At 64.9% G+C, this 20,000-nt stretch carries 23 protein-coding genes and 1 tRNA gene; 8 read left to right on the top strand and 16 right to left on the bottom strand.

Going from position 1 to position 20,000, the window contains the following annotated elements:
* Positions 1-380: 380 nt before the first annotated feature.
* Together AC4NMM_RS14525 and AC4NMM_RS14530 are read right to left on the bottom strand one after the other, a co-directional pair.
* Positions 381-1,616, bottom strand: a complete 1,236-nt coding sequence (locus tag AC4NMM_RS14525; protein WP_096394023.1) for a cation:proton antiporter — start codon at positions 1,614-1,616, stop codon at positions 381-383.
* Positions 1,617-1,677: 61 nt separating this feature from the next.
* A complete protein-coding gene (locus AC4NMM_RS14530) occupies positions 1,678-2,160 on the bottom strand; it encodes a cation:proton antiporter regulatory subunit (RefSeq protein WP_096394024.1) in 483 nt (160 codons plus the stop codon).
* Positions 2,161-2,299: 139 nt separating this feature from the next.
* Here AC4NMM_RS14530 and AC4NMM_RS14535 point away from each other — a divergent pair, with 139 nt between their 5' ends.
* The 3 genes from AC4NMM_RS14535 to AC4NMM_RS14545 all read left to right on the top strand — a co-directional run bounded on the left by AC4NMM_RS14535 (position 2,300) and on the right by AC4NMM_RS14545 (position 5,025).
* The gene (locus tag AC4NMM_RS14535) at positions 2,300-2,665 is read left to right on the top strand and encodes a DUF7562 family protein (RefSeq protein ID WP_096394025.1); all 366 of its coding nucleotides are present in this window, start codon (positions 2,300-2,302) and stop codon (positions 2,663-2,665) included.
* Positions 2,666-2,701: 36 nt separating this feature from the next.
* Positions 2,702-3,625: a GIDE domain-containing protein gene (locus AC4NMM_RS14540; RefSeq protein ID WP_491924586.1), complete on the top strand. Its 924-nt coding sequence runs from the start codon at positions 2,702-2,704 to the stop codon at positions 3,623-3,625.
* 98 nt (positions 3,626-3,723) lie between these two features.
* Positions 3,724-5,025 carry an RNB domain-containing ribonuclease gene (locus AC4NMM_RS14545; RefSeq protein WP_096394027.1) on the top strand — a complete coding sequence of 434 codons (1,302 nt, stop codon included), beginning with the start codon at positions 3,724-3,726 and terminating at the stop codon, positions 5,023-5,025.
* Positions 5,026-5,043: 18 nt separating this feature from the next.
* Here the strand turns inward: AC4NMM_RS14545 and AC4NMM_RS14550 are convergent, their stop codons facing one another.
* Together AC4NMM_RS14550 and AC4NMM_RS14555 are read right to left on the bottom strand one after the other, a co-directional pair.
* Positions 5,044-6,327 carry an MFS transporter gene (locus AC4NMM_RS14550; protein ID WP_096394028.1) on the bottom strand — a complete coding sequence of 428 codons (1,284 nt, stop codon included), beginning with the start codon at positions 6,325-6,327 and terminating at the stop codon, positions 5,044-5,046.
* A 78-nt stretch (positions 6,328-6,405) separates the two neighbouring features.
* Positions 6,406-6,534 (bottom strand): hypothetical protein, encoded by a 129-nt coding sequence (locus tag AC4NMM_RS14555; RefSeq protein WP_269459583.1) that lies wholly within the window; start codon positions 6,532-6,534, stop codon positions 6,406-6,408.
* A 122-nt stretch (positions 6,535-6,656) separates the two neighbouring features.
* On the opposite strand from AC4NMM_RS14555, the gene AC4NMM_RS14560 reads away from it, so the two are divergent.
* Positions 6,657-7,214, top strand: coding sequence for a metallophosphoesterase (locus AC4NMM_RS14560; RefSeq protein ID WP_096394029.1), 558 nt, complete (start codon positions 6,657-6,659; stop codon positions 7,212-7,214).
* Between the two features lie 134 nt (positions 7,215-7,348).
* On the opposite strand, the gene AC4NMM_RS14565 is transcribed toward AC4NMM_RS14560, so the two are convergent.
* Genes AC4NMM_RS14565 through AC4NMM_RS14580 form a run of 4 tightly spaced genes read right to left on the bottom strand, consistent with a single transcriptional unit; the run spans position 7,349 to position 8,965 of the window.
* Positions 7,349-8,374: a tyrosine-type recombinase/integrase gene (locus tag AC4NMM_RS14565; RefSeq protein ID WP_491924587.1), complete on the bottom strand. Its 1,026-nt coding sequence runs from the start codon at positions 8,372-8,374 to the stop codon at positions 7,349-7,351.
* Entirely contained in the window at positions 8,371-8,547 is a 177-nt protein-coding gene (locus AC4NMM_RS14570) for a hypothetical protein (RefSeq protein ID WP_491924588.1), read from the bottom strand. The genes AC4NMM_RS14565 and AC4NMM_RS14570 overlap by 4 nt, the downstream gene beginning before the upstream one ends.
* Positions 8,544-8,714 carry a hypothetical protein gene (locus AC4NMM_RS14575; RefSeq protein WP_491924589.1) on the bottom strand — a complete coding sequence of 57 codons (171 nt, stop codon included), beginning with the start codon at positions 8,712-8,714 and terminating at the stop codon, positions 8,544-8,546. Before AC4NMM_RS14575 ends, AC4NMM_RS14570 begins: the two co-directional genes overlap by 4 nt.
* The gene (locus tag AC4NMM_RS14580) at positions 8,711-8,965 is read right to left on the bottom strand and encodes a hypothetical protein (protein ID WP_491924590.1); all 255 of its coding nucleotides are present in this window, start codon (positions 8,963-8,965) and stop codon (positions 8,711-8,713) included. Before AC4NMM_RS14580 ends, AC4NMM_RS14575 begins: the two co-directional genes overlap by 4 nt.
* Before the next feature lie 327 nt (positions 8,966-9,292).
* On the opposite strand from AC4NMM_RS14580, the gene AC4NMM_RS14585 reads away from it, so the two are divergent.
* Complete coding sequence (locus AC4NMM_RS14585) at positions 9,293-9,418, top strand: antitoxin VapB family protein (RefSeq protein ID WP_491924591.1); 126 nt, start codon at positions 9,293-9,295, stop codon at positions 9,416-9,418.
* 10 nt (positions 9,419-9,428) lie between these two features.
* Positions 9,429-10,298: a hypothetical protein gene (locus tag AC4NMM_RS14590; RefSeq protein ID WP_491924592.1), complete on the top strand. Its 870-nt coding sequence runs from the start codon at positions 9,429-9,431 to the stop codon at positions 10,296-10,298.
* Between the two features lie 84 nt (positions 10,299-10,382).
* On the opposite strand, the gene AC4NMM_RS14595 is transcribed toward AC4NMM_RS14590, so the two are convergent.
* The 8 genes from AC4NMM_RS14595 to AC4NMM_RS14630 form a co-directional block, all read right to left on the bottom strand.
* A complete protein-coding gene (locus AC4NMM_RS14595) occupies positions 10,383-11,342 on the bottom strand; it encodes a hypothetical protein (protein WP_491924593.1) in 960 nt (319 codons plus the stop codon).
* Complete coding sequence (locus AC4NMM_RS14600) at positions 11,335-12,174, bottom strand: DUF8125 domain-containing protein (RefSeq protein WP_491924594.1); 840 nt, start codon at positions 12,172-12,174, stop codon at positions 11,335-11,337. The genes AC4NMM_RS14595 and AC4NMM_RS14600 overlap by 8 nt, the downstream gene beginning before the upstream one ends.
* On the bottom strand, positions 12,171-12,704 hold the full coding sequence (locus tag AC4NMM_RS14605; RefSeq protein ID WP_491924595.1) for a DUF8063 family protein: 534 nt from the start codon (positions 12,702-12,704) through the stop codon (positions 12,171-12,173). Before AC4NMM_RS14605 ends, AC4NMM_RS14600 begins: the two co-directional genes overlap by 4 nt.
* A 5-nt stretch (positions 12,705-12,709) precedes the next feature.
* Positions 12,710-14,563 carry an Env/VP5 family phage fusion protein gene (locus AC4NMM_RS14610; protein WP_491924596.1) on the bottom strand — a complete coding sequence of 618 codons (1,854 nt, stop codon included), beginning with the start codon at positions 14,561-14,563 and terminating at the stop codon, positions 12,710-12,712.
* A complete protein-coding gene (locus AC4NMM_RS14615; protein WP_491924597.1) occupies positions 14,560-14,961 on the bottom strand; it encodes a DUF8023 family protein in 402 nt (133 codons plus the stop codon). Before AC4NMM_RS14615 ends, AC4NMM_RS14610 begins: the two co-directional genes overlap by 4 nt.
* Positions 14,961-15,245 (bottom strand): hypothetical protein, encoded by a 285-nt coding sequence (locus AC4NMM_RS14620; RefSeq protein WP_491924598.1) that lies wholly within the window; start codon positions 15,243-15,245, stop codon positions 14,961-14,963. The genes AC4NMM_RS14615 and AC4NMM_RS14620 overlap by 1 nt, the downstream gene beginning before the upstream one ends.
* A 154-nt stretch (positions 15,246-15,399) precedes the next feature.
* Positions 15,400-17,223, bottom strand: coding sequence for a hypothetical protein (locus AC4NMM_RS14625; protein ID WP_491924600.1), 1,824 nt, complete (start codon positions 17,221-17,223; stop codon positions 15,400-15,402).
* A gap of 691 nt (positions 17,224-17,914) precedes the next feature.
* A tRNA-Ala gene (locus AC4NMM_RS14630) sits at positions 17,915-17,986 on the bottom strand.
* A gap of 259 nt (positions 17,987-18,245) precedes the next feature.
* Between AC4NMM_RS14630 and AC4NMM_RS14635 the strand changes: the two genes are divergently transcribed.
* Together AC4NMM_RS14635 and ribB are read left to right on the top strand one after the other, a co-directional pair.
* Positions 18,246-19,004 (top strand): DUF120 domain-containing protein, encoded by a 759-nt coding sequence (locus AC4NMM_RS14635; RefSeq protein WP_096394030.1) that lies wholly within the window; start codon positions 18,246-18,248, stop codon positions 19,002-19,004.
* Entirely contained in the window at positions 19,004-19,747 is a 744-nt protein-coding gene (gene ribB, locus AC4NMM_RS14640; protein WP_491924599.1) for a 3,4-dihydroxy-2-butanone-4-phosphate synthase, read from the top strand. The genes AC4NMM_RS14635 and ribB overlap by 1 nt, the downstream gene beginning before the upstream one ends.
* The last annotated feature ends 253 nt before the right edge of the window (positions 19,748-20,000 follow it).

Genomic DNA, 20,000 nt, shown 5'->3' on the forward strand with positions numbered 1-20,000 from the left:
CGCCGGCGGCGAAGCCGCCGGCTGCCCGTGGCGCGTAGCGCCACGCTGCCGCGAGGGCGAAGGCGCGCGACGCAAGGACCGCAGGAGCGAGCGAAGCGAGTGACGAGGAGCGTGGTTCGAGAGAGCGAAGCTCTCTCGTCATCCCGAAAATATCCGATTTTCGGGCGACAGCGAGCGCACCGAGCCGTCGCGGCTGGGGCTTTGGAGGTGTTCGTCGCCGATCTGCGGTCAACCGTTTATAAGCGAGCGGCTGGGGCTTTAGTGGTGTCCGCCGTCGATCAGTTAACAGCTATTTATAAATGAGCGCCTGAGGCGTCGGCGGTGTTCACCGTCGACACGCTGACAACTCCTTATAAGTAAACGACCCGCGCACCGAAATCCTACCCGCTCGCCCCGCTGCCGTCCGCTTCACCACGGTCCAGCCACGAGGTCGCGACGGACTCGAACGGCGCGGAGTAGCCCATCAGCGTCGTCCCCAGCACCGCCATCACGAGGACGTAGCCGACCGCGAACGCGTTGATCGTCCCCGCGAGCGCCGGGTCGAACGAGCCGGCGTTCGCGCCGGAGACCGCGACCGTCGCGATGATCAGCGAGAACTCGCCGCGGGTGGTCATCCCGAGGCCAACCCGCGTCGACCGGCGGACGTCGAGGTCGAACGCGCGCCCCGCGAGGTAGCCGGTGACGACCTTCGGGGGCGTGGTCACGACGACGGCGAGCGCGACGAACGCCGCCACGTCCGCGAACAGCGCGGGGTCCGTGACGAGCCCGATCCAGAAGAAGAACACCGCGGCGAACAGGTCCCGGACCGGCTCCAGGATCGTCTCGATCGTGTGGGCCCGATCGGTCGGGGCGAACGCCATCCCGACGAAGAACGCGGCGACCGCCTCGCTGACGCCGAGCGCGAGCGCCGCGCCGGCGACGAACACGACCGCGGCCACCGAGCGCAGCGCCACGAACTCCCGGTTGTCCGTCGCGACGAGCCGGTCGAAGAGCGGCGTGCCGAACCTGACGACCGCGAACAGCCCGGCGATGAACCCGAGCGCGATCCCCACGTCGACCGCGGCCGCGGCGACGTCGCCGCCGCCGAGCACCAGGGCGGACGCGACGGAGAGGTACACCGCGATGAACAGGTCCTCGTACACCAGGGTCCCGAGCATCGGCTCCGCCTCGTCGTTGGCGATCCAGCCGAGGTCGATGAGCGACTTCGTGATCACCGCCGACGAGGAGATGTAGACGATCCCCGCGACCAGGAACGCCGGGAGGAACGCCCCGAAGACGAGCCAGCCGAGGACGAGCCCGACCCCGAAGTTCGCGAGGTCGATCGTGCCCGCCGTCCCGATCGGCCCCCGCCGGGCGAGCAGTCGATCGAGGTTGAACTCCAACCCGAGGAAGAAGAGGAGGAAGACGATCCCCAGCTCCGCCCCGAGCGAGATGAACTCCGTCTCGGGGACGTAGGCGGTCCCGATCGCCGGGAGCGCGAGGCGGCCGAGGACGTACTCCCCGAGCAGCATCCCGGTGACGATGTAGAAGGGGATCACCGACTGCCCGAGGCGGTTCGCGAGCGCGCCGGCGACCGCGACCGCGACGAACATGACGCCGACGTCGAGCAGCGCCACTACCTGTCACCCCCGGGAGAGCGGACCGTAACGCCGAAACAGGCGGCGCCGTACCGGCCGCTCATTCCGTGAGGATCTCCTCGAACGCCTCGCAGTTCTCGCGGGTCCCGACCCCGATCAGGGTGTCGCCCTCGCGGAGGGTGGTCTCGGCGCCCGGACTGTCGAGCACCTCGTCGCCGCGCTGGATCGCGACGACGGCGAGCCCGGTCCGGTTGCCGATGTCGGCGCTCGCCAGCGTCTCGCCGACGAGCGGCGACCCGGGCGGAAGCTCGTACCACTCTAAGAGGACCCCGCCCGGCAGGGTCGTCTCCTGCGTGTCCGGCTCGACCGGCTGGAAGTGCGCCCCCTCGATGATCGAGCCGATCGTCCGCGCGAGGTCGTCGGAGAACTCGAACGCCTTCTCGGAGTCGGCCTCGGGGTCGCTGCGGCGGAACACCTCTCGTTTCCCGGTGTTGTGGATGACGACGATCATCTCTTCGCCGTCGCCTAACTCGATCTCGAACTTCTTCCCGACCCCCGGGAGGTCGGACTCGGTGATCGTCATACGGGCCCCAGCGCGCCCACCGTAATATGTCTGTACGTCGGCTCCCGAGAGCCGCGGGAGGCGACCGTTCAGCAGTCCCGTCCGACGGGCGTCAGCCGCCGCACCAAACGCTAAGTGGGGCGGGACCGAGGGGATTCGTATGTGGCGCTCCCGAGGGAGTCGGGACCGGCGGACGGTGGTGTGCATCGCGTGCGGGGACTCGGTGTTGCGGGAGGACGCGCGCGAGTACGACAAGGAGGGCGACCGCTGGAACCGGCGCGACAAGGAGTTCGAGTACCTCTGTGTCGACTGCGACGACGAGATCTCTCACCAGCCGCGCGACGGCCTCGAATCGCTGATCCTCTCGATCGAGTCGGACGGCCTCACCACCGAGGAGTTCCTCAACCGCTACGCCGACGCGGTCGCGGACGACGCCGACGACCGGACCGGCGAGGGCGGCGCGGGAAGCCGCTCGGACCGCGACCGCTCGGACCGCACGCGCTCCGATCGCGACCGCGACCGATAATTCTACCCGTCGCGGCTCGGTACCGCGACCGTACGCATGTGCGCCCTCCACGTAGCGGCCGCGACCGCTGACTTCCTCTCGACCGTCATCGGCGCCGTCGAATCCCTTCCGATCGCCGTCGGCACCGTCGAATCCGTCCCGACCGTCATCGGCGCCGTCGACCCCGTCCCGACCGTCATCGGCGCCGTCGACCCCGTCCCGACCGTCATCGGCGTCGGCGCGTTTGTCCTCGGACTCGCGTTCCTCGCGCGCGGCGCGAGCGGCGCCGCCGACGCGGCCCGGGTCCTCCGAACGACGGCGACGAGCCCGGCCGGGCTCGACGGCGCGGAGCGGCGGATACGGGTCACGGGCCGCGCCGCCGCGGTCGACGACGAGACCCTACCGGCGCCGTTCGGCGGCGACCCCGGCCTCTGCGTCGAGTACGACGTCTCCGAGCTCCGCAGTCAGGGGAACGGACAGTCGTGGGTCACGATCGAGGCGGGCGAGGCGGGCGTCCCCTTCCGCGTCGACGACGGCGGGACCGGCGTCCGGGTCGACCCCGGGGCGGCGACCTTCTCGCTCGCCGTCGACGAGAAGGTCAAGATCGACGCCGGCGAGGAGCCGCCCGAGCGCGTCCGGGGGTTCATCGAGGCGGTCGACGAGGTCGACGACACGGAGACGGGCTACGAGGTCGGCCCGCTCACGATCGGCGACGACCCGCGGCGCCGGTACGTCCAGCGGACCCTCCGCCCGGGCGACGAGGTGACCGTCGTCGGCGACACCGAGGCGTTCCCGGACGCGCCCGTCGGCGAGGTGAAATCGCGGATCGCGGGCGGCTCGCCGTTCATCGTCTCTGACGCGAACGCGCGGCGGACCGCGCTCCGACTGGTCGGCCGGTCGGCGATTCCGATGGTCGGCGGCGCGGTCGCGCTCGCGGTGGCGGCGCTGGCGCTGGCGCCGATCCTCACGGCGCTCGTCTGAGGCCGCTCTCGCGTCCGCGATCGCGCGTCCCGGCCGCGCGCAGAGCGCTCGTCTCCCCGCCCGACAGGCCTTTCTAACGGACCCGCGTTGGTGGAGGTATGTCAGACGACGAGCCGAAGCAAGGGTCCGCCGAGGACCAGGGCCCCGTGACGATCACGCCGGCGCTCGCGGACCGACTCGCCGAGAAGCGCGAGGAGCTGTTCGAGGAGTTCGAGATCCGCGACGAGTTCCCGAGCGAGGTCCTCCGCGAGGCGGAGGCCCGGACCGAGGGCGTCTACGAGGAGATCGAAGCCGAGGTCGACGAGCGCGAGGACCTCCGCGACCTCACCACCTGGACCACCGACCCGGTCGACGCGCAGGACTTCGACGACGCGATCTCCATCGAGCGCGAGGAGGGCGCCTACCGCCTGTGGGTCCACATCGCCGACGTGACCCACTACGTCACCCCGGACACCGCGATGTGGGAGGAGGCGGTCGAGCGCGCCAACACCGTCTACCTGCCCGACTACACGATCCACATGCTCCCGCCGGTGCTGGCGGAGACCGTCTGCTCGCTCGTGCCGAACGAGGACCGGCTCGCGCACACCGTCGAAATGGAGATCGACGAGGAGACGCTATCCTTCGAGGACATCGACATCTACAAGTCCGTCATCAACTCCGACGAGCGGCTCACCTACAAGGAGTGCGAGAACCGGCTGGAGGACCCCGACCTGCCACTGAGCGAGGAGAACCAGCTCGCCTTCGAGCTCGCGGACCGAATGCACGAGCAGCGCAAGGAGGACGGCTCGCTCGTCTTGAACCCCCGGCGCGACCGCGCGCACACCATCATCGAGGAGTCGATGCTGAAGGCGAACAAGGCGGTGACGCACACCCTGATGTGGGACCGCGGCGTCGAGGCGATGTACCGCGTCCACCCGCAGCCGACCCCCGACCAGTGGAACGAGGCCTTAAAAGAGATCCAGGAACTCGACGGCGTCTCCATCCCCGGCGACGCGTGGGGCGACGACCCGCGGAAGGCGGTCAACGCCGCCCTCGAAGAGTCGCCGGAGCGCCAGCTCAACAAGATCCAGCGCGCCGTGCTGAAGGTGATGCCCCGGGCGAAGTACATGAACGACCCGTTCGGCGGCCACCACGCGCTCAACTTCGACATCTACGGCCACTTCACCTCGCCCATCCGCCGCCTGTCGGACACGATCAACCACTGGATCGTCCACGAGAACGACGTGCCGGAGACCCTCGTGGAGCTCTGCGACCACGCCAGCGACAAGCAGAAGGACGGCGAGACCGCCGAGCGCCTTTATAAGCAGTTCCTCCAGGAGCAGGGGCTCGACCCGTACGCGGTCAACAACCGCGGCGTCGAGGTCGTCGAGGACCCCGAAGAGGCGAAACACGCCGTCTGAGCGGCCGTCAGCCGACGCTCAGTCCCGTCGCGTCGCGAACCGCGTGACCGCGGTCGCCGACAGCGCGCCGAGCGCCGCGATGACAGCTAAGACGAGGAACAGCTCCCGGGGCCCGGCCCGGGTGAGGACCGTCCCGGCCAGCGTGGAGCCGAGCGCGCCGATCCCGAAGATCCCGACGTACGTGTAGCCGAACGAGAGGCCGCGCGCCTCGCTCGGCGAGTACGCCGCCACCGTCGCCTGCGAGAGCGGCTGGACCGTGAACAGCGCGACGCCGAGCGCGAGCGACACCGCGACGAAGGTGGCGACCGCGCCCGTCGCGGGGATGAAAAGCAGCGCGAGCGCCGACAGGACGCCCATCAGCGCCATCAGCCCCCACTCCGGCGGGACGCGGTCGGCGATCCGGCCGCCGAGGTACTGACCGAACACGCCGACCGTGAGGACCGCGACGTAGAGGTACCGGCCCACGTCGAACTGGTCGGCGTACGGGCTCGACGGGTCGACGAGCCGGACGTCGACGAGGCCGCCGAGCACGTCGCCGAGGAGGTCCGGGAGGAACGTGAGGAACGTCCGGTAGTAGAGCCCGCTGAACGTGACGAACGCGAACACGATCAGGAAGCCGCCGGCGATCAGCAGCCGCGTGTCCGTCGCGATCGACGACAGCGAGACCTCGCCCTTCGCGCCGCCGGACGAGTCGCCGGGCGGGTTCGTCTCGTCGTCCGAGCCGGCACCGTCGGCGGCCGCGGACGAGAGCGCCGCGTCGACGTCGACGGTGACCCCGTACGCGGCGACGGCGACCGCGGGGAGCGCGAGCGCCGCGGTGACCAGCCGCCAGTCGAACGCCAAGAGCAGCAGCGCGGTCGCGAGGGGGCCGAGCGCGATGCCGAGGTTCCCGCCGATCCCGTGGTAGCCGAGCGCGGTCCCGCGCTGGTCGACCGACTTCGAGAGCAGCGACAGCCCCGCGGGGTGATAGACGCTGGCGGTGAGTCCCCACACCGCGATGGCCGCGGCGAGGACGGGCAGCGTCGGCGCGGCGCTCACCAGGAGGAACGATCCCCCCATGCCCGCGAGGCAGGCGAGGATCAGCGGCTTCGACCCGAAGCGGTCGACCAAGATGCCGCCCGGCAGCGCACCGAGGCCGAACAGCCCGTAGCCGAGCGTGACGACGACGCCGAGCGCGGCCGCGGTCGTCGAGAACTCCCCGACCCACACCGTCAACAGAATCGGGATCGACAGCTCGTAGGTGTGGACGAGCCCGTGCGACCCCGCGGTGAATTTGACGATCCGGCGCTCGGCGGCGTCCATGTGGATCCGGGGTTCGTCGGGTCGGGTGATAACCTCGGGGGTAGCCGCCGCGGTTGCCGAGAGTCGAGGGCGCCGGCGCTACAGCGACGAGGTGTACAGCAGCAGCCCGACAGAGATGATGGTGACGAGCAGAATCCACCCGACCATGATGATCCCCATCTGTCGGTGCGTGAGGTTCGTTCCTTCGAGTATCTCGGAGACGCCCATACGACGCTCAACTTACTCGGGATATATAAGCGGTCTGGGTCGGGGAGGTACCAGCGGAACGTCGACCGATCGGCCGGTGGTCGTCACGCTAAAGCCCGATTAATCGAAAGCACTCGTATTCGATGGAGTACCTGGTCTCAGATCTCCACCTCGACCACGACAATATCATCGACTACTGCGATAGACCGTTCGGCTCGGTCGAAGAGATGAACGAGACGCTGGTCGAGCGGTGGAATCGCGTCGTCGATCCGACCGACGAGGTGTTGTACGGCGGCGACCTGACGATCCGCAGTTCAGCGGGAGCCCTGTTGGACTGGCTCGACGAACTCAACGGCGAGCTCGTCTTCCTCATCGGAAACCACGACGGGACGATACTGGAGCGGTTGGACGGGGTTCAGTTCGTCGAGGAGTTCCGCTTCGAGCGGCGGGGGGTCCCGTTCCACGCCGTCCACGACCCGGCGGACGGACCGTCGAACCCGAAGGGCTGGGTACTCCACGGCCACCACCACAACAACTGGCCGGATCGGTTCCCCTTCATCGACCACGACGCCCGCCGCGTGAACATCTCGATCGAACTGCTGGACTACCGTCCGCTGGCGACCGACAGGCTGGTCGATTTCTTGGCCCTCGGTGAGGGTTTCCCGGACCGAGCCGCCGCTGAGAACGCGCTATCGACGTAGCAGTCTGCGGGAAGTGGACTCGCGGGGGTCCCGCGAGCGAACGGAGTGAGCGAGTGGGACCAAGCGAGGGAACGACTAAGCGAACGAAGAGAGTGAAGAAGTGGACTCGCGGGGTAGGAGACCTCTCGATCATCTTACAGTACCTCCGAATCGTCGAGAACGTCTTTGCGGACAGTCATCTTCTCCTGATCAGACCGCACGTCGTAGTGTTCGTACAGCACCTCAAGCGACACATCCATCCGTTCGCTGACAATCTCTGGCGTCGTCCCAGCGTTGAGGAAATTCGTAATCGATCCCCGCCGAATCGCGTGGGGGCCACACGACGAGGGACACCGGCTCGGGTAGCCGTCGTGTCCGAGCGCGTCGCAGTCCTCCGGGTCGCGCTCGTGGGGACAGCCGCCGTACCGGCAAGGCTGCGTCGCCTTGTTCACCCAGACGTAGATCGTGTTCCCGCTCGGCCGACCGTGGTTCGAGGTGAACAGCGGTCGGCGGCCGTAGTCGTCGACCTTGTCCGGCCGGTCCGGGTTCTCGGCGTAGTCCTCGATCACCTGGAAGACCTCGGGACCGAGGTAGACCCAGCGGTTCCCGGAGTCGCCGTTCTTGAGATTGGTTCCCTTGTCCGGGCGGTTCTCGACGACGATCGCGTTGTCGTCCGGACGGAGGTCGTCGACGTCTATCGACCGAGCTGCCGACCGGCGCATCCCGGTGGCCCAGAGGAGGAGCATCAGCGCGTGGTCGCGGCTCGCGTAGTGGTAGCGGTCGAGCGAGGCGATGATCGACCGGGCGCGCTCGGCCGAAAGGTGTTCGTCGCGGGACTCGGCACCGTCAGGGAGATCGGGCGCGTGAACCTTCTCGCGAAGCCCGTCCTCAACGGCCTCCATGTTCGCCCACCATTCGAGCGCGGCCCGGACCGTACTCAGCTGCTTTTGGAGCGTGATCGGGGCGATGTCTCCCTGCCGCCACGCGACGAAGTCGGCGAGGTCGCGGCCGTCGAGGTCGTTCAGGTTCTCTATCTCCCGCTCGTCACACCAGTCGAGAAAGTGATTCAGTCGGGTTCGGGCGTTGTTGAGCGTCGACGGCCGGACCGACGGCTTCCGGTATCGGATGAATCGCTCAACTCCCTCGTGCGGGTCGAGGGGTTGAAGATCGTCGTCGCTCACAGGTGGCCCTCCGGGGCGTCGAGGATCGGATGATTCGGGTGGGCCTCGGCGAAGTGGTCGAGGTAGCCCGCGACCTGTCGCGCGTACCTGGTGAACCCGTCCGGTGGGTCCGGCTCGATCGGCGCGCCGCAGAGCTCACAGGTGGAGAGATCGCGACCGGAACTGGATTTCACACCGGCTCACCCCAGCTTTCCGTGAGGTCGGCCCAGCAACCCGGACACATCGCGAAGTCTTCGAGCCGGTTGCGATCGTCGACGGATCGAGTCTCGCCTTGAATCCAGACGTGCCGATCGTCCGGTTCGAACCGGGACCGACACTCGGCGCAGTAGAGTGTCGTCATCGCGCGCCTCCGTCGAGGTCGTGATCGTACGGTCCGGAGTCCGTGAGCAGCTGGACCCGATCGCGTTCGAGGAGGGCGTCGGTCTTCTGGTCGCGCAGCTCGTAGAACACGCCGTCGGCGTCGTCGCGGCGCGCGCAGAGTTGACACCAGAAATGATGATTCGTCGGTTCCCACGTTCGGTGGCCGCGGGGACAGAGGAACCGCCACCGATCTGCGTCATCTTCGATCCGCACAACTTCCTTTGGAGGCATCACCTCACGCCGACGAGGTGGCGTATAAAAGGGGAAATCCTTGTACGGGGACTGAAAGTGAAACTGAAGCGGAGCGGGTCCGCTAGTTGTCGCGCGATCACGTCCGCCGTGGGGGGATTGAATACCCCCGACCGTGTTTGCTGACATGGCTTTCGTGCCTCAGTCACGGAAGCCGAGCAAGAGCCCGCTGTCACCAGCAGCGTGGCTCGTTTTACGAAGATCTGCCTTGCTTCCGTACTCACCGTCTGTCCCGGAGTGCCATATATCTATGGAATCATAGAACTATGAAATACCGCACTTCATGATATTGGGGCGAAAATGTAGTCTATGGCGAAAGACACTACGACAGTAACTGTCTCTAAAGATACTTGGAAAAAGCTACAAGTAAGAAAAGAACCAGGAGACTCATTTGATGATGTAATTAGTGAACTGCTTGAAGAATGCGAAAACTAATATTTCATACATGAACGGTGACGAAACGGATTATTCGGATATACCGGGTAAGAATTTAGATTCGTTTCTTGACAGACAGTTAGAAACATATTTTCACACTCAAGAACGTGCGGAAAGGTTGATACAACTACTAATCGCATCTACAGCTGTCATTGCGGCGTTTTCCTCACCAGGTTTAGTCAGCTTTGTTCAGTCAGCAATCACCTACTTAGAAAATAATCAAGAGATTTTACAAATCATCGGTGGGAACCGTCTTTTATCAAATGTTGCTTTGTTCGGTATCCCGATCTCCATTTTTATTCTACTAATAGGAATCGCGTTAATTCTGGAATCTATTGCTTGGTCAGTGAATGTGTTGACAGTACCGAAATTAAGGCCTGTATTAGGCTCTAACAAGGAATACTCAACAGATCTGCCCAAGGTGAAGAAGGAAGATCTAGAAGATTTATACAGTAGGAAAGGTGAAAAATACGCAAATAAAATTAGAGAAGATCTGAAGTACAATACAAAGGTACTAGATTTGTCGGAAGAATATCTGCGATCATCGTATCAATCTCTAATCGGTTCCCTTGTAGCATTCTTGTTTTTCATAATATTCGCAGTTTCCGGTATTAGTAGAGCAGTCTTGATTATCTCCGTATTCTGTGGTCTTGTATCGTTGTACGGTGTCGCACTAGCTGCCATTACAGGTAAAGATCTAATATTAGATAATGATCAGACTCGTGAACAGTTCAGATCAATTCTCGTTGGAGATTACGAAAAGCTGGGATTACCGAATACACACATGCCAATCTACTTCATTATAATATTCGCTGTTATTGGGATATTTATATTTTCTATCCTTGCTATGCTTTCTATCGCTAGTATACTAATTATGTAGGGCTGCGCGACCCCCCACAAGGAGGGGTCGCGCAGGCTCCCGCCCACTGAAAGGGGTGGGTGGGTCGATGGGTGGATCACCGTGTTAGGTTGCTGGTCCGCGGTCGCGCAGCTCGTCGAGGAGATCGGGCCAGTCGAGGTCAAGGGAGAACAAGTCCGGTTCGAGGTTCCAGTTCCACGGAGCGGCGTCGTCCGGGTCGGGTTCCGCGGTCGCAGGTTCGAGGTTCTCGACGGTCCCACCGAACAGTTGGTTCGTCGGCTTGTCAGCGTCAGCGGGCCAGTCACCGAAGAAATCGACCTCCTTCTTCGAGTGTTTGAAGTACGCGGTCGTGAACAGCCGCTTTAGTTCAGGGTGGCAGTCCTTGCCCGTGTGGAATACGGTTCCGAAGACGTCGACGTTGATCTTCGCCATCCGCTTCGCGAGCGGCGAGAACTGCGCGGCGACCTCGTAGGAGTTCGTCCGCGCGTCGAAGTGCGTCGAGCCTTCGTCGATGAACACGAACTTCGGCCGGTCGCGATGCTCGATACACGTCACGGCGAGGTCATGCGCGCTCGTGACCACGAGGTCCGTACGGGGCCAGGTGCGCGAGTTCGAGATGACGAGGAGATCGTCGACGGTCGCCGAGCGGAGTTCCGCCAGCAGCGCCATCAGGTTCGTCTTCCCCGTGTTCGGGTTCCCGGCGCCGCCGATGAACGCCGTCGCGTCGTTATTGGTCATCACGTCGTCGAGCCGTAGCGGGAGCCGCAGCGCGGAGCCGTCGAGGTCCTGCTCGGTGACGCCGACCAGATGCGAGAGCAGCAGCGAGTTCCCCGAGCGAATCGCTTCGGACGCCTTCCGCGACTGCTGGGTCCGGTCGACGAGGTCGAGCAGCTGCGAGCCCTGGACAAGCTCCGGGTCGAGGTCGTTGAGGAACACCGACGCCGATACGTCGTCGGGGTCGATGGCGCCCGCTCGGGGGTCGAGGTCGCGATGCGTGTCGATGCGACCGGATAGCTGCTCCGCGAGCTTGGCCGCGGTCAGCATCCCCTCGTCGGAGTTACCCATCGGCACGCACCTCGGAGGTTTCCGCGTGTCCGTGCCGGTCGGCGTCAGGGTCCTCCGGCGTCGAGAAATCGAATCCCGACTTGTGTTCCATCTCATCGATCGCGTCGTCGTCGACGAGGTCGGCGAGGTCCGAGTCCGAAGCATCGTCGAGGCCGAAATCTTTCAGCTCCTGATCAACGGCGCGCTCGATCCCTTCGCCGGAGTCGGGCAGGGAGCCATCTTCGAACAGCTCGACGATACGCTCAACCGTGTTCCGGGTCGCGCGGCGGACCACGACGAACGCGGAGCTTTCGAGGATGAATCCCCGCTGCGCATCGTCTTGGAGCTGGCCGCGACACTCGTGGACGGCGCGGAGCGCGCGGGTCAGCTCCCGATCGTCGAGCGTGCCGCGCCAGGTGCCGACGACGGTCATGTCTTCGAGGTCGACCTGTTTCCCGACGTAGAGGTTTGGTGACAGCTGCGTGAGGTCGTAGGTCGAGTTGACGAACTCGTCGTCGTCGAGAATTTCGAGTTCGCGGAAGTCTTCGAGCGGGAGTCGGTAGATCCCGCCGTCGAGTACGCGGGCGTCGAGGTCGATCAGGTAGACCCACGCCGGGTTGTAGAGCCACGAGACGACCTTGTTCCCGACGAGGAAGCCGAGCGGCGAGAGACCGACCGCGGCGACGCCGAACACGTACCAGAAGCGCGGCACTTCGAGGTCGAAGCCGACGAGCGCGGACAGGCCGACGAGCGCGATCACGCCGACGACCAGCTCAGGCGCATGGCCGTGGAGCCAGTCGAGTATCTTCACATGGCGAGGCGGCTCGGGTCGGGGTTCTGGTGCGTCTCTCATGCTAACCTCTCGGGTTCCTCGCTGCGTCCGTAGACGACCTTTGCCACGAGGAAGATAGTCACAACGGCGACACCGGCTCCGCCGCCGAGTCCGGCCGCCTGCGCGTCGCTGGCGGTGAACGGACCGGCGACGATGGTCGAGGTCGTTTCGAGCGGGACGCCGTAGAGCGTGGTCCCGTCGTCGATCGTCACTCCGGCGCGGCCGTTCGACGGTTGAACGGGCATCCGAATCTCGGTCTTGCCGTCGACGATGAACGAGTCTCGACGCAGCTCACGCGACTCAGTCAGCGCGACAGCTTCGGTCACCGTCACCCGATCGCGGGTGTCGGAGTCGAGTAGTAGGACGGCTTCGCCGTCGACGTACTCGGCGGAGCAGAGCCGGAGCGTCGGCGTGATTTCCTCGGAGCAGGTGTTGACCTGTTCGCCAGCAGTCGAGTTCTCCGCGGTCGCATTCGGGGCGTCCTGTGCGGCGACAGCGCCGGACAGCGAGGCCACTACCACGACCGTGATCAGGAAAAGTCGGGAGAACATGGTAGTCAGTTGCTCAGGACGCCGAGTGCGACTAGCACAGCGGCGACGACCGCGACGATTTCTCCGGGGATACCCCACATGTCGAACTGTCCAAGGTCGACACCACCGCCGGACTGTGAGTTCTCGTACTTCTCGATCAGCTCTTGATTCTGCTGTTCGAGCTGGTCCCACTCGTCCTGTGTGATGTAGTTCGAATCGGTCTGTGGTTCGGAGTTGGTGAAGCTCGTCGTCGTCACCTCCTCGCCAGTCTGTGTGTTCATCAGCTTGTTGACGGTGAACGACCCCTGAAGCTGGAGCGTCTCGTACTGCGTCTCGGTCGCGGTCGAGACGAAGCGCGCAGACGAGACGTTCGTGATCGTGGTTTCGAGGTCGGCCGAGGCATCGTACGTCCACGTCCCGTCGTCATTATCCATCCAGTCAGCAGCAGGGACGGAGACAGTTTCGCCAGCGGCGGTCGTCACCTCGATCGCCGTGCCTTCGTACGGCTCCGAGGTGATTGTGATGTTCCCGCCGTCGACGCTGGTGTTAATCGCAGTCCAGTCGCCCTCGACGAGACTCATGTCGGCCGTGAAGTACACGTCGCCGGTGAACGTCGACGGGTCGTACGTCGTGCCCGACTCGATCGGGCCGTCCGTCGAGTCGGTCAGCGCGAACGTCCCCGGCAGCTTTGCGCCGGTGTTTTGGATAGTGATCGTCGCCTCGCGTTCGGCGTCGACCGGAACGTTCAGCGCGATGAGGTCGGCAATCGCCTGACTCATGCCTTCCTCCTGCGCCATCATCGCGGCGCGTTCGCGTGGCGTCACGAGGTCGGTAATCTCGATCTGTCCAGACTGAACTTGGCCGTACACGTTCGTTACCCACGTCGAGATACCAGCAGAGACGTTCTGGTAGGCAGTTTCGAGGTTGTTCTTGAGGTTGATGAAACCCGACAGTTGGGTCATATCAGCTTCAGACCCGTCGAGACCTATCAGCGGAGCAGACGACATTTGAAGGGTATTTCCGCCGTAACCGTTGGTAGGGTTGTAGACAACGGAGCCCTTCGTGCCGTAGTCGAACCCGATCGCGCCGACGGTGAAGTCAGTACCATCAGCGAGAGTGTAGGTGTCCGAGGTGTCATTATTCGAACCGATCGTCCAGTCAGTATGTGACGAATCTTGATGGGCTACGTAGTAGTTGAAATCGGTGTGAGTGTGTTTCCCTTGAGTGAACACATCTCCCCACGAGAGATTCGAGTGAGACCGTATCGCAGACACGAGATTTCCGAACTCGGCTGCGGTCGCATTCCAGCTTTTCAGGAGATTTTTCTGAATCGTTGTGAAGTACGAATCGACAGCTGCATTGGCAGCATCGAGGACGGCGGACTCAGTTGAGCCAGCATTCAGTTCCTCGATCGCTGCGATCTTCGCGTCGGTGTAGGCAGTATGCCGGATTCCGTCGATGATGTTGCGATTGTCGACGAAAGTACTCTTGTTGTTCTTCTCCCGTTTGAGAGCAGCAGCGTACACCTCTTGGTGGAGGGCGTCAGCGGTCAGGCCCTCGGGCGGCGCGTCAGAGCCGACGACGTTGAACTCGCGGAGCGCCCAGCCGACGCCGATGGATGCGCCGACGATGCCGACGCCGATCAGCGGAGCGATAGCTTGGGCATCTTGGGCGAATCCGTCGTCGACGGAGAGACTGACCGTGGTAGCGCCAGCAGCGCCGAGGCCTTTCACGAAGGTGCGGCGGCCCAGACGAGCAGGGCGGTCGGTATCAGAACCATCAGCGCCCACAGCAGGCCCATCAGGAGGGCGGTTCGAAGCGATACGGCTAGTCGAGTCGTCATGGTTGGAACTCATAAGTTGAGGGTCGAGGGTGGTCACCGAACAGCGACGCCCCAAGCGACGACCGTCGCGAGGAACGCGACGATCGGGCCGAGGTTGCTGCTCGTGTTGATGATGTCAGCGATCTGCGGGACGTACTGGTAGCCGACGATGACGAGCGGACCAGCTGCGATCGCGATCTGTTCCCAGCGTTCGTAACTCTCGAACTGCTTCGTCTCGCTGCTCGCGAAGGCGATCGCGTACGCGGCGAGGGAAACGAACGTCGCGTGCTGGGCGGTCAGCGAGTAGCTGAACCACGTCAGCATGACCTCGGAAATTCCGCCGAACTGGTAGAGTCCGGCGAGTACGAACACGACCGACAGCAGCGCGGGAAGCGTCCGCAGGTGGGTGTAGTCCGAGAGCGTGTCGGACATCGTCCGCGAGTACGACGACGCCATCAGTCACCACCCGGGAACGCGCAGTTGGTCGGGTGGTAGTCGTGCGTCGAGCCGTCGTCGCGTTCCAGCGTCACCTCGTCGGTGGCCATCGCGACCCAGATCTGTTCGCCCACCTCGATGCGGTCCTGCGCAGCTGCGCGCTTCACCTCGTCCTTCGCGAAGTACCGCACGACTCCGCGGCTTTCGTCCTTGATCTTGAGCCGGTACCACGGGCCGTACTCCCCCTCTCCTTCGGTCAGGTCGAGTACGAGTCCCTCCAGCACGTCACCCGGGCCGAGTTCCACGGTGGGAACATCGGACTCCGGCGATTCTCCTTCGAACCGTTCGTAACCGTCAGGCGGCGTCGGGTTTTCAGTCGACATCTCCAACTGTTAATCGAGTAGTAATAAGTATATAAACCAACCTTGGGTAGAGTGAAAGTAGTTGTACAGCGTGAACTTACGGCTCATCAGAGCGGATCATACAGGGTCGACGTTCATCTCGGTCCATTGCCGGATTAGAGACGTGATAGTCCTCGACGATGAGGAGGCGATCGACGACCTCGGGTTCAGTTATTCCGTCGTTGACGAACCCAGCGGCCACGGTCCTCGGGTCGTGGCTCGCGACCTCGGTGCGGGCGTCGCGGAACACCTCACCTTGAGCGAGGTCGTGCCGGAGCCGAGTATTCTGGATAACATCTCTTATCGGTAATTCTAGTGGCACCATGTCGACACCGCCGCCGCCGGGTTCGTGTTCGTTCCCGTCGCGATCGACGATGGCCTTCAGCTCGTAGCCGAACGCGGGTTCCGTCGAGCGACGATCGAACGCCTCCGAGTCGGGTTCCATCTCACCATCTAGAATCTGACCGACGAACTCCCGGTGTGACGGGTCGATGTTCAGATGCGCCAGTATCGCCGGGAGAGACACGTCTCTTCCGTGCACGTCGAGGTAGTCGTGAACACGGTCGCGTATCAGCGACTTTCGCGGGGATTCTCCGTAGGCCCATGCGCTGTCGGCACTCGGCCACCGTTCGGCGAGTGAACGGTCCGGTTCCGGTTCCGGCGACGGAGCAGCTGCGTCAGTGGCCCAACGGAGATCGGCGTCGAGGGCAGGTTCGGTCTCGGGCGGGCCGTCGAGCTGGTCCTGGTCGACCGTCCACGGAGACCCACAGCAAGAGCAGACCACGTCGGCGCCGCGGCCATCGTCCCAGCGGATGCGTTCGCCGTGCGCGTCGACCTGTCCGGACTCTTCGTTCTCCGCGCGCTGTTCACACCGATCGGCGCGGATGGCCTGATTGACGGTCTGCGAGCGGGTGGTCCGCTGGCGGGCGGCCGACCAGTAGACAGCCCCCCACGCGATATACTCGATCGGCTTGTCTAGCAGGTCCTCGGTGTAGCCGCCCATGTACGCGGCGAGGTAGGAACCGAGGTTACCGACGTCTGCGTTCATCGAGATACAGCCGTCATCCTCCTGAAGGTAGTCGTCGATCGCGTCGTAGTCGTGAGCTGATCGGCCGGCGGGCTCGCAGACCTCTAGGTGCTTGTCGATCACCCGTTCGAACTCGGAAGCGACCGGGCGGAGGTCACCGAACCCGGCACCGTCGAAGTAGACGCCGACGTGAATATGAGTGTAGCAGGCATTGAGGCCGGCGTCTTTGTCGGGGTCCGCAGCGGTGCCCATACCGTGCGGTTCCGCTTGGAGCCAGTATCCCCACTGCTCCGAATCGAGGTCGAGGTGATACTCCATCACGTTGCGAAGCGTGTCGCGAACGCCACCGTAGCTAAACGCGTCGTGGATCGCGTCCATCTGTTCGACGGGGGGGAGTCGGTCGCCGTCAGGGACCGACGAGGCGGTCAGCGTGAGCATCACGGTCACCGGGTCATCCCACGCGGGAGCGGCTTCGCCACCAGAGGGACGCTTACCGCCGGACATCTGTCGCTGGAGGGCGCGAGCCCGTGCGTACTGCTTCTTGCTGTACTCTTTCCCCCACGCGTCGGCAAGTGGAACGTCGAACTCGTCGCCCGATTCCCGATCTTCGAAGCGCGCCATCATCCCGTTGTACTCGTGATGAGCGCGGAGGAAGGCATGAATCGCGTCGAGCCACGTCCCAGCAGAGCGAGAGCGAAGCGAGTCGACGGCGAACGAGTCTTCGAGCGGGTGATCGGGGTCGACGAATTCCTTTTCCCAGTCGGCTTCCGTGACGATTCGGCGCAGCTTCCGGCCGTGCGCCTCCGAGAGCGGGAGGTCGGCGAGGTGCGGGTACTCGATCGCGAACTCGCTCACCCGTTCGACGATCGGATCGGCATCCTCCTCTAATCCGGTGAGAGAAGCCGTTACAGAGTTAGTCTCCTTGGAAGGCCAAGACGCGGCCGGCTCGTCGGGCGCGCTCATCGCTCACCTCCGAGCGTGCGCGACCGCTCCGCGACCGCGACAGCACCGCCGCTCGTTTGGCGACCTTCGGTCGCCTGTGCGCGGTCGGCGCCGTTCGGTCCGCGTCCGGCGGACCTCACGGACCACAAGGTCGCCGACCGCTTGGAGAGACTGACGGGGCTCGCCTCGAGGGAGCGAACGAGATCGTGCCGGAGCCGTGGGGAGGTGGACCGGCGCGCAGCTGGCCGGCTCACCGTTCCGGATTAGCGAGGGCAGCAGGCCGCTCGGGACAGTCGAGTGCGTGCCCGTATTCGAGCTGGCTCGACGAGTTCCGTGTGCATCGGCATCCGCAGGCCGGGCACCAGAACTCACCGGGGCCGCTCGCAGTGAGCGGGGTACGCGAGTTCGAATCAGTCCCGAGGCTCACGGGGAAACACCCCGATTTCCCTCGATGAAATCAGCAGACAGCGGAGACCCGGACTTTCGAGATTTATGAACTCTCTTTTTCGCCTCGGGTTTATTCTCCGCCGCGAGACGCGTATTTTGAGAACACGGCGCCTCAGCTGGCGATTTTAGGAACCTTCGAAAAGATAACCGCCAGTTATGGACTCGCGGGGATTTGAACCCCGGGCCTCTTCCTTGCGAAGGAAGCGATCTGCCACTGATCTACGAGCCCTCATCACGAATCAATCCCCGTTCGTATTTGTACCTTACCTTTCGCTGACCGGTGCGGGAGACGCTCACATCCGAGAACCGAACAGATTCGGTGGATCACCGGAGTCGCCGCGAAGCCGACCGGCACCGACGGGATTACATATCCAGCGCGGGAACCATCTCGTCCAGCAGTCACCGGTCGGTTCCGCCGACTGATTAACGTTTTTGAGATGCGTTCCATATTCGTTACCCTTTTGCCCGCGGACGACCGAACTCCGGGTATGACAGACGCGACGGCGACCGACGCGGCGGCCGACGTGGACCCGGCTGCGCTCGCGGCCCTCAAACACGTCGGGCTGGTCGGCGGCCTCTCCGAGACGAAGGTGTCGTGTGCGGCGCTGGGGGACCGGCTCGACGCCTCCACGCAGACCGCCTCCCGACGCCTCCAGACGCTCGAATCCGCGGGCTACGTCGAGCGCGACGTGGTCAGCGACGGGCAGTGGGTTCGGGTGACCGACGCGGGCGAGGCCGCGCTCCGCGCGGAGTACGCCGACTACCGCCGGCTGTTCGAGTCGGACGTCGAGCTCTCGCTCCGCGGCTCGGTCACCGGCGGGATGGGCGAGGGGCGGCACTACATCACGCTGCCGGGGTACGCCGAGCAGTTCCGCGAGCGGCTCGGCTACGACCCGTTCCCGGGCACGCTCAACGTCGACCTCACCGAGGAGAGCGTCCGCCGGCGCGGCGAGATGGCCGGCATCGACGCCGTCCCCATCGACGCGTGGGAGGGCGAGGACCGCACCTACGGCGCCGCCACCTGCTACGGGGTCACCCTCGTCGCGGGCGACGAGCGGTACGAGGAGGTCCACGCCATCGTCCCCGACCGGACCCACCACGACGACGACCAGCTCGAGCTGATCGCGCCGGACCGCCTGCGCGACGCGCTCGACCTCACTGACGGCGACAGCGTGGAGGTCCGCGTCGAGCCGACGAGCCGCGCCGACGAGCCGGGAGCGACCGCGGTCGAGACGGAGGCCGCCTGATGCGCGCCGACGTCGACGCCGACCCGGAGGCGAGCCCGGGCGCCGGCGAGTCGACCGACGCCGCCGAGTCCGCGGACGCGACCGACCCCGTCGAGCGCGCGCTCGACGCCTTCCGCGCCGGCGACCCGGTCTGCGTCCACGACTTCGCGGACCGCGAGGGGGAGACGGACATCGTCTACCCGGCCGGCGCCGTCGACGAGGCCGCGGTCGCGCACATGCGCAACGACGCGGGGGGCCTGATCTGCGTGGCCGTGAGCGACGCGGTCGGCGACGCGTTCGACCTGCCGTTCCTCGCGGACGCGCTCGACCACCCCGCGGTCGACGACGACCCCGACTACGACGACCGCTCCTCCTTTTCGCTGCCGGTGAACCACCGCGAGACGTTCACCGGGATCACCGACGCCGACCGCGCGAAGACCATCGTCGAGGTGGCGAACGCCGCCGGCCGCGTCCGGAAGGACCCGACCGGCTACGGGCCGGAGGACTTCGCGGCGGAGTTCCGCGCGCCCGGCCACGTCCACGTCCTGCGCGGCGACCGCGACGGCCTCTCCGGGCGGACGGGCCACACCGAACTCGGCCTCGCGATGGCCGAGGCCGTGGGCGCCGCGCCCGCCGCCGTCGTCTGCGAGATGCTCGACGACGAGACGGGCGACGCGCTCTCGCCCGCCGACGCCGCCGCCTACGCGGCCCGCCGCGACATCCCCTACGTGGAGGGCGCGGCGCTCGTCGAGGCGCTTAAATAACCGACCACCGTGCTGTGCGGCGGCGCGCGCCTGCGAGCGGTCGCCCCCGGCGACCGCGAGCCAGCACGCGCGAGGGACGCGGCGAACGCGAGCGGCGAAGCCGCGAGTCGTGAGCCGCGAGGCTGGGGAGGTGTGAGGCTGCGGTGCTGTGCGGTGCGGGGTGGGACTCAAAGGGGCAGTCGCGAGGACAGCGCACGCTCGCTGCGCGCTTCAGTCGCTCACTTCGTTCGCTCCTTCCAGTGCTTGCGTCGCC

The organism is Halorubrum sp. SD41, assembly GCF_058630335.1.

Bases quoted from the DNA above. Each gene is read 5' to 3' on its own strand.
- AC4NMM_RS14635 (WP_096394030.1), top strand. From the start codon at position 18,246: ATGACAGACGCGACGGCGACCGACGCGGCGGCCGACGTGGACCCGGCT.
- AC4NMM_RS14615 (WP_491924597.1), bottom strand. From the start codon at position 14,961: ATGGCGTCGTCGTACTCGCGGACGATGTCCGACACGCTCTCGGACTAC.
- AC4NMM_RS14580 (WP_491924590.1), bottom strand. From the start codon at position 8,965: ATGCCTCCAAAGGAAGTTGTGCGGATCGAAGATGACGCAGATCGGTGG.
- AC4NMM_RS14605 (WP_491924595.1), bottom strand. From the start codon at position 12,704: ATGTTCTCCCGACTTTTCCTGATCACGGTCGTGGTAGTGGCCTCGCTG.
- AC4NMM_RS14545 (WP_096394027.1), top strand. From the start codon at position 3,724: ATGTCAGACGACGAGCCGAAGCAAGGGTCCGCCGAGGACCAGGGCCCC.
- AC4NMM_RS14575 (WP_491924589.1), bottom strand. From the start codon at position 8,714: ATGACGACACTCTACTGCGCCGAGTGTCGGTCCCGGTTCGAACCGGAC.
- AC4NMM_RS14535 (WP_096394025.1), top strand. From the start codon at position 2,300: ATGTGGCGCTCCCGAGGGAGTCGGGACCGGCGGACGGTGGTGTGCATC.
- ribB (WP_491924599.1), top strand. From the start codon at position 19,004: ATGCGCGCCGACGTCGACGCCGACCCGGAGGCGAGCCCGGGCGCCGGC.
- AC4NMM_RS14540 (WP_491924586.1), top strand. From the start codon at position 2,702: ATGTGCGCCCTCCACGTAGCGGCCGCGACCGCTGACTTCCTCTCGACC.
- AC4NMM_RS14585 (WP_491924591.1), top strand. From the start codon at position 9,293: ATGGCGAAAGACACTACGACAGTAACTGTCTCTAAAGATACTTGGAAA.
- AC4NMM_RS14530 (WP_096394024.1), bottom strand. From the start codon at position 2,160: ATGACGATCACCGAGTCCGACCTCCCGGGGGTCGGGAAGAAGTTCGAG.
- AC4NMM_RS14560 (WP_096394029.1), top strand. From the start codon at position 6,657: ATGGAGTACCTGGTCTCAGATCTCCACCTCGACCACGACAATATCATC.
- AC4NMM_RS14600 (WP_491924594.1), bottom strand. From the start codon at position 12,174: ATGAGAGACGCACCAGAACCCCGACCCGAGCCGCCTCGCCATGTGAAG.
- AC4NMM_RS14595 (WP_491924593.1), bottom strand. From the start codon at position 11,342: ATGGGTAACTCCGACGAGGGGATGCTGACCGCGGCCAAGCTCGCGGAG.
- AC4NMM_RS14550 (WP_096394028.1), bottom strand. From the start codon at position 6,327: ATGGACGCCGCCGAGCGCCGGATCGTCAAATTCACCGCGGGGTCGCAC.
- AC4NMM_RS14590 (WP_491924592.1), top strand. From the start codon at position 9,429: ATGAACGGTGACGAAACGGATTATTCGGATATACCGGGTAAGAATTTA.
- AC4NMM_RS14555 (WP_269459583.1), bottom strand. From the start codon at position 6,534: ATGGGCGTCTCCGAGATACTCGAAGGAACGAACCTCACGCACCGACAG.